Origin of the sequence: Saccharomonospora sp. CUA-673 (assembly GCF_001942305.1) — a bacterium.
In the GTDB taxonomy this organism is placed as follows: domain Bacteria; phylum Actinomycetota; class Actinomycetes; order Mycobacteriales; family Pseudonocardiaceae; genus Prauserella.
Genome location: NZ_MKKE01000008.1, coordinates 14,653 through 28,842 on the forward strand (window position 1 = coordinate 14,653; position 14,190 = coordinate 28,842).

Annotated in this window: 9 protein-coding genes and 3 pseudogenes; 8 read left to right on the plus strand and 4 right to left on the minus strand. The window is 72.0% G+C overall.

Features of this window, described 5'->3' with window-relative positions; genetic code table 11:
* Nucleotides 1-22 precede the first annotated feature (22 nt).
* From aceB to BJF85_RS04710, 3 genes and pseudogenes are all read left to right on the plus strand, one after another.
* Nucleotides 23-1,600 carry a malate synthase A gene (gene aceB, locus BJF85_RS04700; RefSeq protein WP_075845926.1) on the plus strand — a complete coding sequence of 526 codons (1,578 nt, stop codon included), beginning with the start codon at nucleotides 23-25 and terminating at the stop codon, nucleotides 1,598-1,600.
* Nucleotides 1,600-2,828, plus strand: a pseudogene (locus tag BJF85_RS04705) (aldolase/citrate lyase family protein). The gene aceB and the pseudogene BJF85_RS04705 overlap by 1 nt, the downstream one beginning before the upstream one ends.
* Nucleotides 2,829-2,848: 20 nt before the next feature.
* Nucleotides 2,849-3,647 (plus strand): annotated as a pseudogene (locus BJF85_RS04710) (LamB/YcsF family protein).
* A 207-nt stretch (nucleotides 3,648-3,854) separates the two neighbouring features.
* On the opposite strand, the gene BJF85_RS04715 reads toward BJF85_RS04710, so the two are convergent.
* The 3 genes from BJF85_RS04715 to BJF85_RS04725 are packed head-to-tail and all read right to left on the minus strand — an operon-like array spanning nucleotide 3,855 to nucleotide 7,292.
* The gene (locus BJF85_RS04715) at nucleotides 3,855-4,085 is read right to left on the minus strand and encodes a hypothetical protein (RefSeq protein WP_075845927.1); all 231 of its coding nucleotides are present in this window, start codon (nucleotides 4,083-4,085) and stop codon (nucleotides 3,855-3,857) included.
* Between the two features lie 11 nt (nucleotides 4,086-4,096).
* On the minus strand, nucleotides 4,097-5,785 hold the full coding sequence (locus BJF85_RS04720) for an ABC-ATPase domain-containing protein (RefSeq protein ID WP_075845928.1): 1,689 nt from the start codon (nucleotides 5,783-5,785) through the stop codon (nucleotides 4,097-4,099).
* Complete coding sequence (locus tag BJF85_RS04725) at nucleotides 5,775-7,292, minus strand: PucR family transcriptional regulator (RefSeq protein WP_075845929.1); 1,518 nt, start codon at nucleotides 7,290-7,292, stop codon at nucleotides 5,775-5,777. Before BJF85_RS04725 ends, BJF85_RS04720 begins: the two co-directional genes overlap by 11 nt.
* A 138-nt stretch (nucleotides 7,293-7,430) precedes the next feature.
* Between BJF85_RS04725 and BJF85_RS04730 the strand changes: the two are divergent.
* From BJF85_RS04730 to pucD, 4 genes and pseudogenes are all read left to right on the plus strand, one after another.
* A pseudogene (locus BJF85_RS04730) lies at nucleotides 7,431-8,296 on the plus strand (xanthine dehydrogenase family protein subunit M).
* The gene (locus BJF85_RS04735; protein ID WP_075845930.1) at nucleotides 8,287-8,748 is read left to right on the plus strand and encodes a (2Fe-2S)-binding protein; all 462 of its coding nucleotides are present in this window, start codon (nucleotides 8,287-8,289) and stop codon (nucleotides 8,746-8,748) included. The pseudogene BJF85_RS04730 and the gene BJF85_RS04735 overlap by 10 nt, the downstream one beginning before the upstream one ends.
* Complete coding sequence (locus BJF85_RS04740) at nucleotides 8,745-10,079, plus strand: 8-oxoguanine deaminase (protein WP_075845931.1); 1,335 nt, start codon at nucleotides 8,745-8,747, stop codon at nucleotides 10,077-10,079. Before BJF85_RS04735 ends, BJF85_RS04740 begins: the two co-directional genes overlap by 4 nt.
* A complete protein-coding gene (gene pucD / locus BJF85_RS04745) occupies nucleotides 10,076-12,460 on the plus strand; it encodes a xanthine dehydrogenase subunit D (RefSeq protein WP_083665927.1) in 2,385 nt (794 codons plus the stop codon). Before BJF85_RS04740 ends, pucD begins: the two co-directional genes overlap by 4 nt.
* Nucleotides 12,461-12,573: 113 nt before the next feature.
* Here the strand turns inward: pucD and BJF85_RS04750 are convergent, their stop codons facing one another.
* On the minus strand, nucleotides 12,574-13,140 hold the full coding sequence (locus BJF85_RS04750; RefSeq protein WP_075845988.1) for a TetR/AcrR family transcriptional regulator: 567 nt from the start codon (nucleotides 13,138-13,140) through the stop codon (nucleotides 12,574-12,576).
* 125 nt (nucleotides 13,141-13,265) lie between these two features.
* Between BJF85_RS04750 and BJF85_RS04755 the strand changes: the two genes are divergently transcribed.
* A complete protein-coding gene (locus BJF85_RS04755; RefSeq protein ID WP_075845933.1) occupies nucleotides 13,266-14,132 on the plus strand; it encodes an alpha/beta fold hydrolase in 867 nt (288 codons plus the stop codon).
* Nucleotides 14,133-14,190 lie beyond the last annotated feature (58 nt).

Sequence of the window (14,190 nt, forward strand, 5' to 3'; positions counted from 1 at the left end):
ACGACGTCCCCTGAGGTGTTTCATGTCTGATGTTCGTGTGCTCGGCGACGCCGTCGAGCGCGGTGACGAGATCCTGACGCCCGAGGCGCTGGACTTCCTGTCCGGACTCCACAAGAACTTCGCGTCGACCCGTGACCAGCTGCTCGAGGCGCGGAAGCAGCGCCGCGAGGAGGCCAAGCGCACCGGGAAGCTGGACTTCCTGCCCGAGACCAAGCAGGTCCGCGAGTCGGAGTGGCAGGTCGCCGAGGCGCCGCCCGCGCTGCGTGACCGCCGCGTCGAGATCACCGGTCCGACCGAGCGGAAGATGACGATCAACGCCCTCAACTCGGGCGCCAAGGTGTGGCTCGCCGACCTCGAGGACGCGAACACGCCGCACTGGAGCAACGTCGTGAACGGGCAGATCAACCTGTCCGACGCCATCCGCGGCACGATCGAGCTCGAATCGAACGGCAAGCACTACAGCCTGCGCGACGATGTCGAGCACGCCACGATCGTCGTCCGCCCGCGCGGCTGGCACCTCGACGAGCGGGGCATCGAGTTCGACGGCCGCAAGGGTGTCGGCGCGCTCGTCGACTTCGGCCTGCACTTCTTCCACAACGCCAAGGAACTGCTCGCCCGCGGCAAGGGCCCGTACTTCTACCTGCCGAAGATGGAGAGCCACCTCGAGGCGCGGCTGTGGAACGACGTGTTCACCTACGCCGAGAAGACCCTCGGCGTGCAGCACGGCACCATCCGCGCCACGGTGCTGATCGAGACCATCCCGGCCGCGTTCGAGATGGAGGAGATCCTCTACGAACTGCGAGAGCACGCCTCGGGCCTGAACGCCGGCCGCTGGGACTACCTGTTCAGCGTCATCAAGTACTTCCGCGACGCCGGTTCCACGTTCGTGCTGCCGGACCGCAACGCCGTCACCATGACCGCGCCGTTCATGCGCGCCTACACCGAGCTGCTCGTGCGCACCTGCCACAAGCGCGGCGCGTTCGCCATCGGCGGCATGTCCGCGTTCATCCCGAGCAAGGACCCGGCCGTGGCCGAGAACGCCACGAACAAGGTGCACGCCGACAAGTCCCGCGAGGCCGGCGACGGCTTCGACGGTTCGTGGGTCGCGCACCCGGGCATGGTCGGGCTGTGCAAGGAGGAGTTCGACAAGGTCCTCGGCGACAAGCCGAACCAGCTCGACCGCCTCCGCGAGGACGTGTCGGTGACCGCCGACCAGCTCCTCGACGTCGCCGCCACCGACGCCCAGTGCACCAAGGAGGGCCTGCGCGGCGCCGTCGACGTCGGCGTCCGCTACATCGCCTCCTGGCTGGGCGGCAACGGCGCGGCCGGCATCCACAACCTCATGGAGGACGCCGCCACCGCCGAGATCTCCCGGTCGCAGGTGTGGCAGTGGGTGCAGAACGGCGTCGTGCTGGCCGACTCCGGCGAGACCGTGACGCGGGACCTCGTCCGCTCGCTGCTCGACGAGGTCAAGGAGCAGCTCAGCGGTGAGATCAAGCCGGAGCTGCTGCAGCCGGCCGTCGAGCTGTTCGAGGAGGTCGCGCTCGCCGAGGAGTTCGTCGACTTCCTGACGCTGCCCGCCTACGAGCGGATCAAGTAATGGCCTCCGGTCGGCTCACCGAGGACGTCTACGCGCGCATCGACGCCTCGCTCGCCGAGGCCGACGCGCGCGTGACCGCCACCTACCCCGGTGAGCCGACCGGACGTCAACCCGTGCACACCGTGTACGTGCCCGCGAACCGGTTCCACACCGGACTCGTGGGCGAATGGGGCGAGCAGGCACTGGCCGTGCTGGAGGCCCACGACTGCGCTCACGGCTCGGCCCAAGGCCTGGACGCGCCCGCCGACGTGCTCGGGCGGGTGCGGGACAAGTTGGCCGCCGAGCCGATCGAGGACCTGCGGGTCGACTTCGAGGACGGCTACGGCAGCCCCGGCGACGACGTCGAGGATGCCGAGGTCGTGCGCTGCGCCCGCGAACTCGCCGCCGAATCCGTTCCGTTCCGCGGAATCCGGTTCAAGAGCTTCGAGGCGGCCACCCGCCGCCGCGGCATCCGCACGCTCGATGTGTTCCTCGAGCACCTGGGCGGCCCGCCGCCCGGGTTCGTGGTGACGCTGCCGAAGGTCACCGACGTCGACCAGGTCGCCGCGGCCGCCGACGTGCTGTCCGAACTGGAGAAGGCCAACGGGCTCGCCCTGGGCACCCTGCGGTTCGAGGTGCAGGTCGAAACGGCGCAGTCGGTGCTGTCCGGCGACGGCACCGTCGCGTTGCCCGCGATCCTGCGCGCCGCCGACGGCCGGTGCAGCGGACTGCACTTCGGCACCTACGACTACAGCGCCGGACTCGGCATCGCCGGGGCGTACCAGAGCATGGACCACCCGGCCGCGGACTTCGCCAAGCAGTTCATGCAGGTGGCCGCCGCGGGCAGGGGAGTGCGCCTGTCCGACGGGTCGACCAACCGGCTGCCCGTCGGCGACGCCGCCGCCGTCCGCGCGGGCTGGGCCGAGCACACGCGCTCGTGCGCCGGTCGCTGGAACGTGGGTTCTACCAGGGCTGGGACCTGCACCCGCACCAGCTGCCCAGCCGGTTCGCCGCCACCTACGCGTTCTTCCGTGAAACCCTGCCGTCCGCGCTCGACCGGCTGCGCACCTACGTCGCCGCGCGCGCGGGCACCGCCCCCGAGGGCGCGGTCCTCGACGAACCCGCCACCGCGCAGGCGCTGGCCACCTACGTCGCGCGCGGCCTCGACTGCGGCGCCGTGGACGAGTCCGACCTGGCCGGTGGTCCGGACCGCCCCACCATCACCCGCCTCGCCGCCCGCGCCGGCTGAGCGGTCGTACCCTGACGGGCATGGTGTCCGATCCGAACCGTCTCGATCCGAACAGGCTCGACCCCAACCGGCTCGATCTGAACAGCGACCTGGGTGAGGGCTTCGGCATCTGGCCGTTGACCGACGACGATGCCCTGCTCGACGTCGTCACCAGCGCCAATGTCGCATGTGGATTCCACGCCGGCGATCCGACCGTGCTGCGCCGCGTCACCGAGCGCGCCGCCGAACGCGGTGTCGCGATCGCGCGCAGGTCGGCTACCGCGACCTGGCCGGGTTCGGCCGCCGGTTCATCGACGTCGACCCGGCCGAGCTCGTCAACGACGTCATCTACCAGATCGCGGCGCTCGACGGGTTCGCCCGCATCGCCGGCAGCGCCGTGCGGTACGTCAAACCGCACGGCGCGCTGTACAACACCGTCGTCCACCACACCGCCCAGGCCGAGGCCGTCGTCGACGCCGTCCGCCGCTGCGACCCCGCGCTGCCCGTGCTCGGTCTGCCTGGGTCGGAACTGTTGCGCCTGGCCGCCGACGCCGGCCTGCCGACCGTCGCCGAGGCGTTCGCCGACCGCGCCTACACCCCGGAGGCACGCTCGTGTCGCGGCGCGAACCCGGTGCCGTCCTCCACGATGCGGACGTCGTCGTGGCACGGTGTGTGCGCATGGCCGTCGAGGGTGTCGTCACAGCCGTCGACGGCACCGACCTCGCCGCACGGCCCCAGTCGCTGTGCCTGCACGGCGACACCGCAGGCGCCGTCGACCTCGCTCGCCGCATCCGCGCGGGCCTGCTCGACGCCGGCGTGGAACTCGCACCCTTCGCGTAACCGGCAGCGTGCTCGTCGAAGCGGCGTGAGGTCGGTCCGGTGGCGGCTCCGTGAGCGAGTCGCAGCACGGCCTCGACGAGTCGGTCGCGGTGTTCGTGAGCCGAACCGCAATCCGGGCGACGCGGTGTCGGTGGCGTCGGCGAGGACGATGCGGTCCCCGGAGGCCCTATACTTCGCCCGCGGGTCACTTGGGGGCCGAACTGGATACTACGCGCGCCGGTCGGCGCCCTCGCCCTGGTCCACGCGGCGGCGGCGACGCCACGCCGGCACGGCCATCACCGTGCCGGCGACGAACTGCGCCGCGGACAGCCACACCGGGTTGTTCGAATCGACCATGAGATAGAGCCCGCTCAGGGCGACCACGAGACCCGCCACGACCTGTGCCCGGTCGCCCGGCCACGGAGATGTGCCTTCGGTCCGTTCCCGCTCGTCACTCATGGGGGCCGAGGCTACTCGCGAAGGTCGGCCACGCGGAGGTCGCGCAGCCGGGCCAACGCCGCCGCCACCTCGAAGCGGCGCGGCACGACGTAGTCGCCCAGAAAACCGTGCCGGAGCGCGTCGGCGTTCTCGGCGAGATCGCGTTCGAGCAGGTCGAGGAACTCGGCGACCGTCCGCTTGCCGTCGATCAGTCCACTCTCGACACCGTGGGTCAACGCCTGGCCGATGCCGGCGACCTGTCCGACGTCGACGATCTGCTCGACCGACCGCAGGTCGATGTCGGTCTCGCCGTAGGTGAGCGTGTCGATGCCGCGTGCCTTCACCATGCGCCTGCCCTTGCGCTCGGCGGCGAGCGACCGCGGATCGCACACCCGGTGCCGGATCGCGGGGAAACCGTCGGCCTCGACGGCCCGGCTCTGCGGCGCCCGCAGCGCCACGGCACGCTCGGTCGCGTCCTCCGGGTGGTAGGCCGCCATCATGACGACGCGGTCGGCGACGTCGAGGTAGTCGCCCGATCCGCCCATCACCAGCACGGTCGACACGCCGTGCTGGCTGTACAACGGGCGCACCAGGTCGACGAACGGGGTCAGCGGTTCGTTGCCCTTCGCGACGAGCTCCTGCATGCGCGCGTCCCGGATCATCAGGTTCGTCGCGGCCGTGTCCTCGTCGATCAGCAACACCTCGGCGCCCGCCTCGATCGCCTCGATCGTGGTGGCGGCCTGCGAGGTCGACCCGGAGGCGTTCGACGTCGAGAAGTCGCGGGTGTCGGCGCCGGTCGGCAGTTCGCCGACGAACGCGCTCACGTCGACCCGCTGCACGCTGCGGCCGTCCTCGGCCCGCACCTTCACCGTCGCCGACCGGCTCACCACGAGTTCCCTGCCGTCGCCGGGAACGTGGTCGTACACGCCGCGTTCGAGCGCGCGCAGCAAGGTCGACTTGCCGTGGAAGCCACCGCCGACGATCAACGTGACGCCCTCGGCGATCCCCATGCCGCTCACCGCGCCCCGATGCGGCAGCTGCACCGTCGTGCGCAACGACTCGGGGGAGGTGAACGGAACGCCGTCGGCCAGCGGCCGGTCGTCGGTGCCGCTGCGCCGCGCCAACATCGCCCCGTCGGCCACGAACGCCACCAGCCCGAGGTCCGACAGCTGCCGCCGCAGCGCGTCGGTGTCCTCGACGGAGTCGACGAACTCCTCGACCGCGTCGGCGTCGAGCGCGTCGCGGCGCAGCGCCTCGATCGCGCGGGGAAGTTGTTCGCACAGGGCCCTGCGGGCACCGCGCCCATCGATCCGCCGCCGCGGTCCGGGCAGGTCGATGCCGAGGCGCAACGTCACCGCGCCGCGGTGCACGCGCAGAGCGCTGCGGTCGAGCACCTGCTGGCCGCCGACGTCGACCCGCAGCAGCGACCCGCGCAGCTGCTTTCCCAGCACTCGCAACAGGAAGTCCGCGAGCGCGCGGGCCCGCACCGGCGTGCTCCACCACGACTCGGGGTAGGCGAGATGGCCGGCGTCGACGCGCACCTCGATGCGGCTCGCGGGCGCGAACGGATCCGTCTGCGCCTTCTGCACCGTCACCGTGAAGCCGTCGCCGTCCCAGTCGCCCTGGAGGCTCTTGTACCGCCCGTAGCTCTGCCCGTCGAGCTGTGTGAGCCGCCGTCCCAGCTCGCCGAACGCCTGTCGTCCACCCCTGTCACGTGCCATCGATGCCCACCGTACGGGCCTCGGCCGACAACGCCAGATAGACGTCCACCTGGGTGCGGAAGTCCGTCAGGTCGCACGGGGCCTCCGAGCTGCTGCCGCCGCCGAGCAGTTCGCCCGCGCGTGCGATGCGGTAGCGCAACGTGTTGACGTGCACGTGCAATCGCTTGGCCGCCTTCGCCGGCGAACCCGAGCACTCCAGGTACACCCGCACGGTGCGCAGCAGTTCCGGATGCTGTGGCAGCTCGCCCAGCACCCGGGCCGCCAGGGCCTGGCGCAGTTCGTCGGGTGCGCCCGCGAGCAACAGCTGATGCAGGCCCATCCCGGCACCCGAGGCCACCGCCACCCGTTCCGGCCGCGCCGCCGCGGCCTGCACCGCGTGCCGGGCCTCCTCCGCCGCCCCGCGCAGACCGTGCACGGGCGCCGGTCCGCCCGCGCCGATCAGCACCCGTCCGGAGCCGAGTTCGGCCAACGTCTCCATCGCCCGGGCGGGCCAGTCGCCGGGCCACGGCTCGTCGGCGGTGGAGGGCTCGACGGCCATCACGGCCCACGCCTCGCTGCCGGAACCGCCGGTGTGGGTGCCGGCGACCTCGCCGAGAAACAGCTGCTCGGTGCCGGCGAACGCGCTCAACGCCTCATCGAGGATCTCCGCTGCGGTGCCGGCGCCCGGGGTGCGCGCCAGCAGCACCCGCACGGACGCCTCGGCGGGCAGCCCGGTCGCCTCGAACGCCCGCGCGAGGTCCGCGCCCGAACAGCTCGGGTCGGCCAGCGACTCGAGCAGCGGTGCCGCGACCCGCATCCGGGCCCGACGTACCTCGTCGCGGCGGCCGCGCGCGAGCCCGACGAGATTCGCCAACTCCTCGGCGACCTCGCGGCCACCCGGACTCAACAGGGCGTCGACGACGAGCGACCACGGCACGGCATGCCGCCCGCCCACCGCGAAGACGCTCGCCTCGGTATCGCCGGAAGCACGGCCTCGGCGCGGCTGTTCCGGCGTGCTCGCGGCGACGACGCGGCCGGTCGAGGTCACCACCCAGCAGTCCGCGCCCAGCTCCGCCGAGCCGTAGGCCACGAGCGCGGGCAGCGAGGAATCCTCGGCCGCGGCCGACAGCAACCGTTTGCGCGCCCCGTCGGTCTCGGCGGCCAACGCGAGCACGGCCTGTTCGGTGACGACCGCGAACGACAGGTCCGCGGGCACCTCCAGCAGCGGGATGCGGTGCCGCCGGCACGCCTGCACCAGGTCGTCGGGGATGCCGCCGGTGTCCGCGCCGGACGCGGCCAGCGCGGCGCAGCGGGCGTCGGCGAGCGCGCGCACGAACGGTTCCGCGTCGCCGGGACCGCGCCACCACAGCAGCCCCGACAGCACGAACTCGCCCTCGGACAGGTACCGGCTCGGATCGGGCAGCTCGGTCACGTAGACCCGGCTGACCTCGCGGTCGAGCAGGTCGCGGCCCGCGTGCAGCCGCAGCCGCAGTCCGGGGATCTCCAGCAGAGTTTTCACCAGCGTCATCAGGTTTGTAGGAAAGCACAAAACGAGCCGGTCGTGGGCCTGTGCGTTTCATACATCCGAGCCGTTGCCGCGGGGTATCCGTGGCTGTCTACTGGCAGGCACAGCCCGAAACGCCTGGACAGCCTTGGGAGCACGCCCGTGGAATTCGTCCGACCGGAGACCCTGGACGAGGCACTCGCCGTCGTGGCCGAGCGGCCCGGCGCCGTGCCGATCGCGGGCGGCACCGACGTGATGGTCGAACTCAACTACGACCACCACCGTCCGGACGTGCTGGTAGACCTGACGCGGATTCACGAACTCGCAACCTGGTCCGCGTCCGTAGGGCACGTCCGCCTCGGGGCGGGCGTGCCCTACACCCGTCTCATCGACGAGCTCGGCGACACGTTGCCCGGGTTGGCCATGGCCGCCCGGACCGTCGGCTCGCCGCAGATCCGCAACCGCGGCACCGTCGGCGGCAACCTCGGCGCCGCCTCGCCCGCAGGCGACACGCACCCGGTGCTGCTCGCCGCGGGCGCGAGATCGAGGTCGCCTCGGTGCGCGGTGTCCGGCGCATCCCCGCGGCCGACTTCTACACCGGGGTCAAACGCAACGCGCTCGAGGCCGACGAGCTGATCACGGCCGTGCACCTGCCCACCGAGCACCGGACCGCCGAGCAGTTCAGCAAGGTCGGAACGCGCAACGCGATGGTGATCGCCGTGTGCTCGCTGGCCGTGGTGATCCGCGACGGCTACGCGGGCGTGGCCATCGGTTCGGCGGCACCGACCCCGCGGCGGGTCGCGGCGGCCGAGCAGTTCCTGACCACCGAGCTGCCGTGGGACACCCGGGCCCCGCTCGCCGACTCGATGAAGCGGCGGTTCGCGGGCCTCGTCGCCGACGCCACCGAACCGATCGACGACGTCCGCGGCAGCGCGCAGTACCGCACCCACGCCCTCGGCGTACTGGCGCGCAGGGCCCTGACCTGGGCGTGGGACGACTACCGAGGGAGTGCGGCAGCATGCGCCTGAACCTGATCGTGAACGGACAGAGCCGCCGGGTCGACGACGTGTGGGCCGGCGAGAGCCTGCTGTACGTGCTGCGTGAACGGCTCGGCCTGCCCGGGTCGAAGAACGCCTGCGAACAGGGCGAGTGCGGCTCGTGCACCGTGTACGTCGACGACGTGCCCGCGTGCGCGTGCCTCGTCGCCGCGGGACAGGCCGAGGGTCGCGAGGTGCGCACCGTCGAGGGACTCGCCGACGGCGACGCGCTCGACCCCGTCCAGCAGTCCTTTGTGGATTGCGGCGCCGTCCAATGCGGATTCTGCACGCCGGGTCTCGTCGTGGCCGCCCACGACCTGCTGCGGCGCGAACCCGACCCGAGCGACGAGGAGATCCGCGAGGCGCTCGCCGGGAACCTGTGCCGCTGCACCGGTTACGAGAAGATCCTCGACGCGGTCCGGACGGCGGCGAGCGCCCGATGATCATCGAGAACGCGGCGGTCGCCACCGTCGATGCCGAGGGCACCGAGTACCGCACGGGACACGTCGTCGTCGACGGCGGCGTCATCACGGCGGTCGGGGAGGGGCCCGCACCGGCGCACCACCCCGGACCGCGCGTCGACGCCACCGGATGCCTCGTGACCCCGGGCCTGGTCAACACCCACCACCACCTGTACCAGTGGGCCACCCGCGGCTACGCCGCCGATTCGACGCTGTTCGAATGGCTCGTCGAGCTGTATCCCGTGTGGGGCCGGCTCGACGCCGACATCACGCACGCCGCCGCCTCCGCCGGACTCGCCCGGCTCGCGCTCACCGGCTGCACCACCGTGGCCGACCACCACTACGTCTTCCCGCGCACCGGCGGCGACCAGATGGACGCCCTCGTGTCCGCGGTCCGGCGGATCGGTGTGCGCGGACACCTCGTGCGCGGGTCCATGGACCGCGGCGAGTCGCAGGGCGGGCTGCCGCCGGACCACCTCGTCGAGGACCTCGACGGGGCGCTGTCGGGCACCGAGGCCGCCATCGACGCCTATCACGACGCCTCCCCGGCGGCCGACGTGCGCATCGCCGTCGGCCCGTGCTCCCCGTTCAGCGTCACCGAACGGCTGATGACCGAGGCGGCCGACCTGGCCCGCCGCAAGGGCGTCCGCCTGCACACCCACCTCGCCGAGACGCTCGACGAGGAGCAGCAGTGCCTCGCCGAGTTCGGCTGCACCCCGGCCGAGTACGCCGACAAGCTCGGCTGGCTCGGCGACGACGTGTGGCTGGCCCACACCGTGCACCTCGCCGCCGACGCCGTCGGCCGGATGGGTGCGACCGGCACGGGTTCGGCGCACTGCCCGACGTCCAACGGTCGACTCGGCACGGGCATCGCGCCCGCGCGGGCGCTGCTGGACGCGGGCGCGCCCGTGGGACTCGGCGTCGACGGCGCCGCGTCCAGCGAGTCCGGCGGGCTCGGCGAGGAACTGCACCAGGCGCTGCTGCAGGCCCGCCAGCGCGGCGGACCGCAGGCGCTTACCACCCGGCAGGCGCTGTGGATGGGCACCATGGGCGGCGCACGCTGCCTCGGTCGCGACGGCGAACTCGGCTCGCTCGAACCCGGCAAGCTCGCCGACCTCGCCGTGTGGGACCTGCGCGGACTGAACCACGCCGGCATCGACGACCCGGTGGCCGCGCTGGTGCTGTCGGCCGTGCCCGACGTGAAACTGCTGCTGGTGGGCGGCGAACCCGTCGTCACCGACGGCCACCTCGACCGCACCGACGAGACGACTGTGGCGGCCGAGCTCGCCGCGGCGAGCAGGAGGATGCGATGACCCGGACGACTTCGACAACCGGCACGACTGCTGAGTCCTCGGCGACTGGCACCTCTTCGGCACCCGTGAGCCCCGCGGCCGTGGACCCCGCCGGCACCCACACCGCCGCCGGCGGCGTCGGGTCGAGCCCCACCCGCCCCGACGGCGTCCGCAAGGTGCGCGGCGAGTTCGCCTACTCGTCCGACCTGTGGCACGAGGAGATGCTGTGGGGCGCCACCCTGCGCAGCCCCCACCCGCACGCGCGCATCACCGGCATCGACATCTCCCGCGCGCTCGCCGTGCCCGGCGTGTACGCGGTGCTGACCCACGAGGACGTGCCCGGCATCAACCGCTTCGGGCTCGAACACCCCGACCAGCCCGTGCTCGCCGAGGACGTCGTCCGCTACCGGGGGGAGGCCGTCGCCGTCGTGGCGGCCGACCACCCGGAGATCGCGCAGCGGGCGATGAAGCTCATCGACGTCACCTACGCCGAACTCGACCCCGTCACCGACGCCGAGGCGGCCGTCCACGGCGACACCGCCCCGCTGCACCAGGGTGGGAACGTCGTGCGGCACGTGCCCATCCGGCGCGGGCAGGTTCCCGACGGCGCAGACGGTGGTGCGGTTGCCGAGGTTGTCGTCAGTGGACGGTACGAGGTCGGCATGCAGGACCAGGCGTTCCTCGGCCCGGAGTCCGGAATGGCCGTGCCGGACGGGTCCGGCGGCGTCGACCTGTACGTCGCCACGCAGTGGCTGCACGTCGACCAGCAGCAGATCGTCGCCGCGCTCGGGTTGTCCCCGGAGCAGGTGCGGCTGACCCTCGGCGGCGTCGGCGGTGCGTTCGGCGGCCGCGAGGACCTGTCGATGCAGGTTCACGCCTGTCTGCTCGCGCTGCACACCGGCAAGCCGGTGAAGATGGTCTACAACCGCGAGGAGTCGTTCTACGGCCACGTGCACCGGCATCCCGCGACGATGTACTACGAGCACGGCGCGACCCGCGACGGCAGGCTCGTCTACGTCACCGCGCGGATCTACCTCGACGGCGGCGCGTACGCCTCGTCCACCGGCGCCGTGGTCGGCAACGCCGCGACGCTCGGGGTCGGACCGTACGACGTGCCCGGCGTCAGCATCGACTGCTGGGGCACCTACACGAACAACCCGCCGTGCGGCGCGATGCGCGGGTTCGGCGCGGTGCAGGCCGCGTTCGGCTACGAGTCGCAGATGGACAAACTCGCCGTCGCGTGTGGACTGTCGCCGGCGGAGATCCGGCGGCGCAACGCGATGAGCGAGGGCACGGTCATGCCGACCGGTCAGGTCGTCGACTCGGCGGCACCCGTCGTGGAGCTGCTCGACCGGCTCGAGGCGATGCCCCTGCCGGACCCGCTGCCCGCGGCCGGCGAGGCCGACGTGCGCATCCTGCCGGGCGGCGTGTCGAACACGACCCACGGCGAGGGCGTGGTGCGCGGCGTCGGCTATGCCGTGGGCATCAAGAACATCTGCTTCTCCGAGGGCTTCGACGACTACTCGACCGCACGGGTACGGCTGTCGGTCGTCGGCGGTGAGCCCGCTGCGACCGTGCAGACCGCGGCCGCCGAGGTGGGCCAGGGGCTCGTGACGATCCTGCAGCAGATCGTGCGCACCGAACTCGGCGTCGAGCAGGTGGCGATCCTGCCGATGGACACCTCGATCGGCAGCGCGGGCTCCACGTCGGCGTCCCGGCAGACCTACGTCACCGGCGGGGCGGTGCGCGCCGCCGCGTTGAAGGTGCGTTCGGCGCTGCTCTCGCGTGCCGCGTCGGCGCTCGGCCGCAGCGAGTCCGACCTGCACCTCGACGGGCTCAAGGTCGGCTCGACCGAGGACGGTGTGCTGGCCGACGTCGCCGACGTGCTCGGCGGCGACGAACTCGACGAGACCGTCGAATGGCGGCACCGGCCCACCGAATCGCTCGACCCCGAGACCGGCCAGGGCAACGCCCACGTGCAGTACGGCTTCGCGGCCCACCGCGCGGTGGTCGACGTCGACACCGAACTCGGCCTCGTCAAGGTCGTGGCGCTCGACTGCGCCCAGGACGTCGGCAAGGCGCTCAACCCGCAAGCCGTCGTCGGGCAGATCCAGGGCGGTTCGGCGCAGGGGCTCGGGCTCGCCGTGATGGAGGAGATCCAGACCGAGGGTGGCGTGATCCGCAATCCGTCGTTCACCGACTACCTCATCCCGACGGTGCTGGACATGCCGCCGATGAACATCGACGTCCTCGAGCTCGCCGATCCGCACGCCCCGTACGGACTGCGCGGCGTCGGCGAACCGCCGACGATCTCGTCGACCCCGGCGATCATCGCGGCCGTCCGCGCAGCCACCGGCAAGGACCTCACCCGAGCCCCGGTCCGCCCCGACCACCTCATCTAACAGGCCGTGTCAGCACCTGGCGTCGCCGTGTCAGCAGTTCAGGGCGCCGTGTCAGCACCTCGCGTCGCCGTGTTGGCAATCCACGTCGCTGTGTTGGCGATTCGGGGTCGTCGTCACTGGAGTTCGCGGGCGAGTGCGGCGACGGTGCGGCCAGCGGCGAGGAGCGGTTCGGTGCTGCGCAGGGACCGGCTGAGGACGAACGCGCCTTCGAGGCTCGTGACGGTGGCGATCGCGAGCCTGCGCGCGTCGTCGGCGGACAGCCCGAACTCGCCGAACACCCGGGTGCCCGTCGCGAGCCAGGCCTCGAAGACCTCGGCCGTCGCCTGACGGAGGTTCTCGTTGGAGCTGGCCACCTCGAGCGCGATCGTCGCGATCGGACAGGCGTCGGCGTAATCGGTTTCGACGAGCGTCTCGGCGGCACCCGCGAAGGCGCCCTCGATGGCGTCAACGAGCGAGTCGGCCGAGGCGATGTAGATGTCGAACAGCGCCGCGAACGGTAGCCCCGCCTCACGAATCACCTCGGCGCCGAGTTGCTCCTTGCCGCCGGGGAAGAAGTGGTACAGCGAGCCGAAGGGGGCCTCGGCCCGCGTGACGATCTGCTTCACGCCGGTGCCGGTGTATCCGTGGCGCCGGAAGAGCTCGGCGCCGGCCGTCACGATCCGTTCCCTTGTGCTCGCCATGGCCGGCATTCTACGCTAACGGCTGAGTAGAGCGATCTATCTAGTCGGATGCCGCGATCATCGTCGCAGGTCGAAGGGTTGGCGCGGATCGGACATCCGGTCAATGGGCTCGAAGGAGAGCGACCATGACGACCGAACTGACAGGCGAGCGTTCCGCGGTGGAACTGTCCGCGGGCACGATCGAGTACGTCGACACCGGCAACGCCGACGGCCCGGTGCTGGTGTTCCTGCACGGACCGCCGATGAACGCGACGGTGTGGCGCAAGGTCGTCGCGGAGCTGGCCGGGGAGTACCGCTGCGTGCTGCCGACGTGGCCGCTCGGCGGGCACCGGATCCCGATGCGCCCCGACGCCGACCTGAGCCTGCGGGGGCTCGGCCTGTTGATCGGGGAGTTCCTCGAAGCCCTGGACCTGCGCGAGGTGACCCTGGTGGTCAACGACTGGGGCGGCGGCCAGGTGCTGCTCACCGAACAGCGGACGGAACGTCTGGCTCGCGTCGTGCTGGCCTCGTGCGAGGCGTTCGACAACTACCCGCCCGGACTGCCGGGCCGGCTGCTCCTCGCGCTGAGCCGGATTCCAGGCGGTATCGCCGCGTTGCTGCACCTGCTGCGGTTCCGCGCCGTGCAGCGTGCGCCCGGCGGGTGGGGGTGGATGTCGAAACGACCGATCCCCCGCGAGGTCCAACGCGACTGGTTCGCACCCGGGCGACGGAACAAGGCCGTGCGCGCCGACCTGATCCGCTACGGCAAGGGCATTCCGCCGAAGCGCACCCTGCGCGCATGGGCCGAGGCGATGGGGACGTTCGATCGTCCGGTCCTCGTGGCCTGGGCCGCCGAGGACAAGATGATGCCGCAGGAGCACGGACGACGCCTCGCCGCGCTGTTCCCGCAGGGCCGGCTCGTCACGGTTCCCGACAGTCGCACGCTGATCCCCGAGGACAATCCGGAGTTCTTCGCCCGCACCCTGCGGGAGTTCGTCGCCGACACCCGCTGACGCCGAAGTGCCAACACGGCGCCGTGGGGTGCTGACACGCCCGCGTGAAGTGCTGACA

Bases quoted from the DNA above. Each gene is read 5' to 3' on its own strand.
- aceB (WP_075845926.1), top strand. From the start codon at position 23: ATGTCTGATGTTCGTGTGCTCGGCGACGCCGTCGAGCGCGGTGACGAG.
- BJF85_RS04715 (WP_075845927.1), bottom strand. From the start codon at position 4,085: ATGAGTGACGAGCGGGAACGGACCGAAGGCACATCTCCGTGGCCGGGC.
- BJF85_RS04720 (WP_075845928.1), bottom strand. From the start codon at position 5,785: ATGGCACGTGACAGGGGTGGACGACAGGCGTTCGGCGAGCTGGGACGG.
- BJF85_RS04725 (WP_075845929.1), bottom strand. From the start codon at position 7,292: ATGACGCTGGTGAAAACTCTGCTGGAGATCCCCGGACTGCGGCTGCGG.
- BJF85_RS04735 (WP_075845930.1), top strand. From the start codon at position 8,287: ATGCGCCTGAACCTGATCGTGAACGGACAGAGCCGCCGGGTCGACGAC.
- BJF85_RS04740 (WP_075845931.1), top strand. From the start codon at position 8,745: ATGATCATCGAGAACGCGGCGGTCGCCACCGTCGATGCCGAGGGCACC.
- pucD (WP_083665927.1), top strand. From the start codon at position 10,076: ATGACCCGGACGACTTCGACAACCGGCACGACTGCTGAGTCCTCGGCG.
- BJF85_RS04750 (WP_075845988.1), bottom strand. From the start codon at position 13,140: ATGGCGAGCACAAGGGAACGGATCGTGACGGCCGGCGCCGAGCTCTTC.
- BJF85_RS04755 (WP_075845933.1), top strand. From the start codon at position 13,266: ATGACGACCGAACTGACAGGCGAGCGTTCCGCGGTGGAACTGTCCGCG.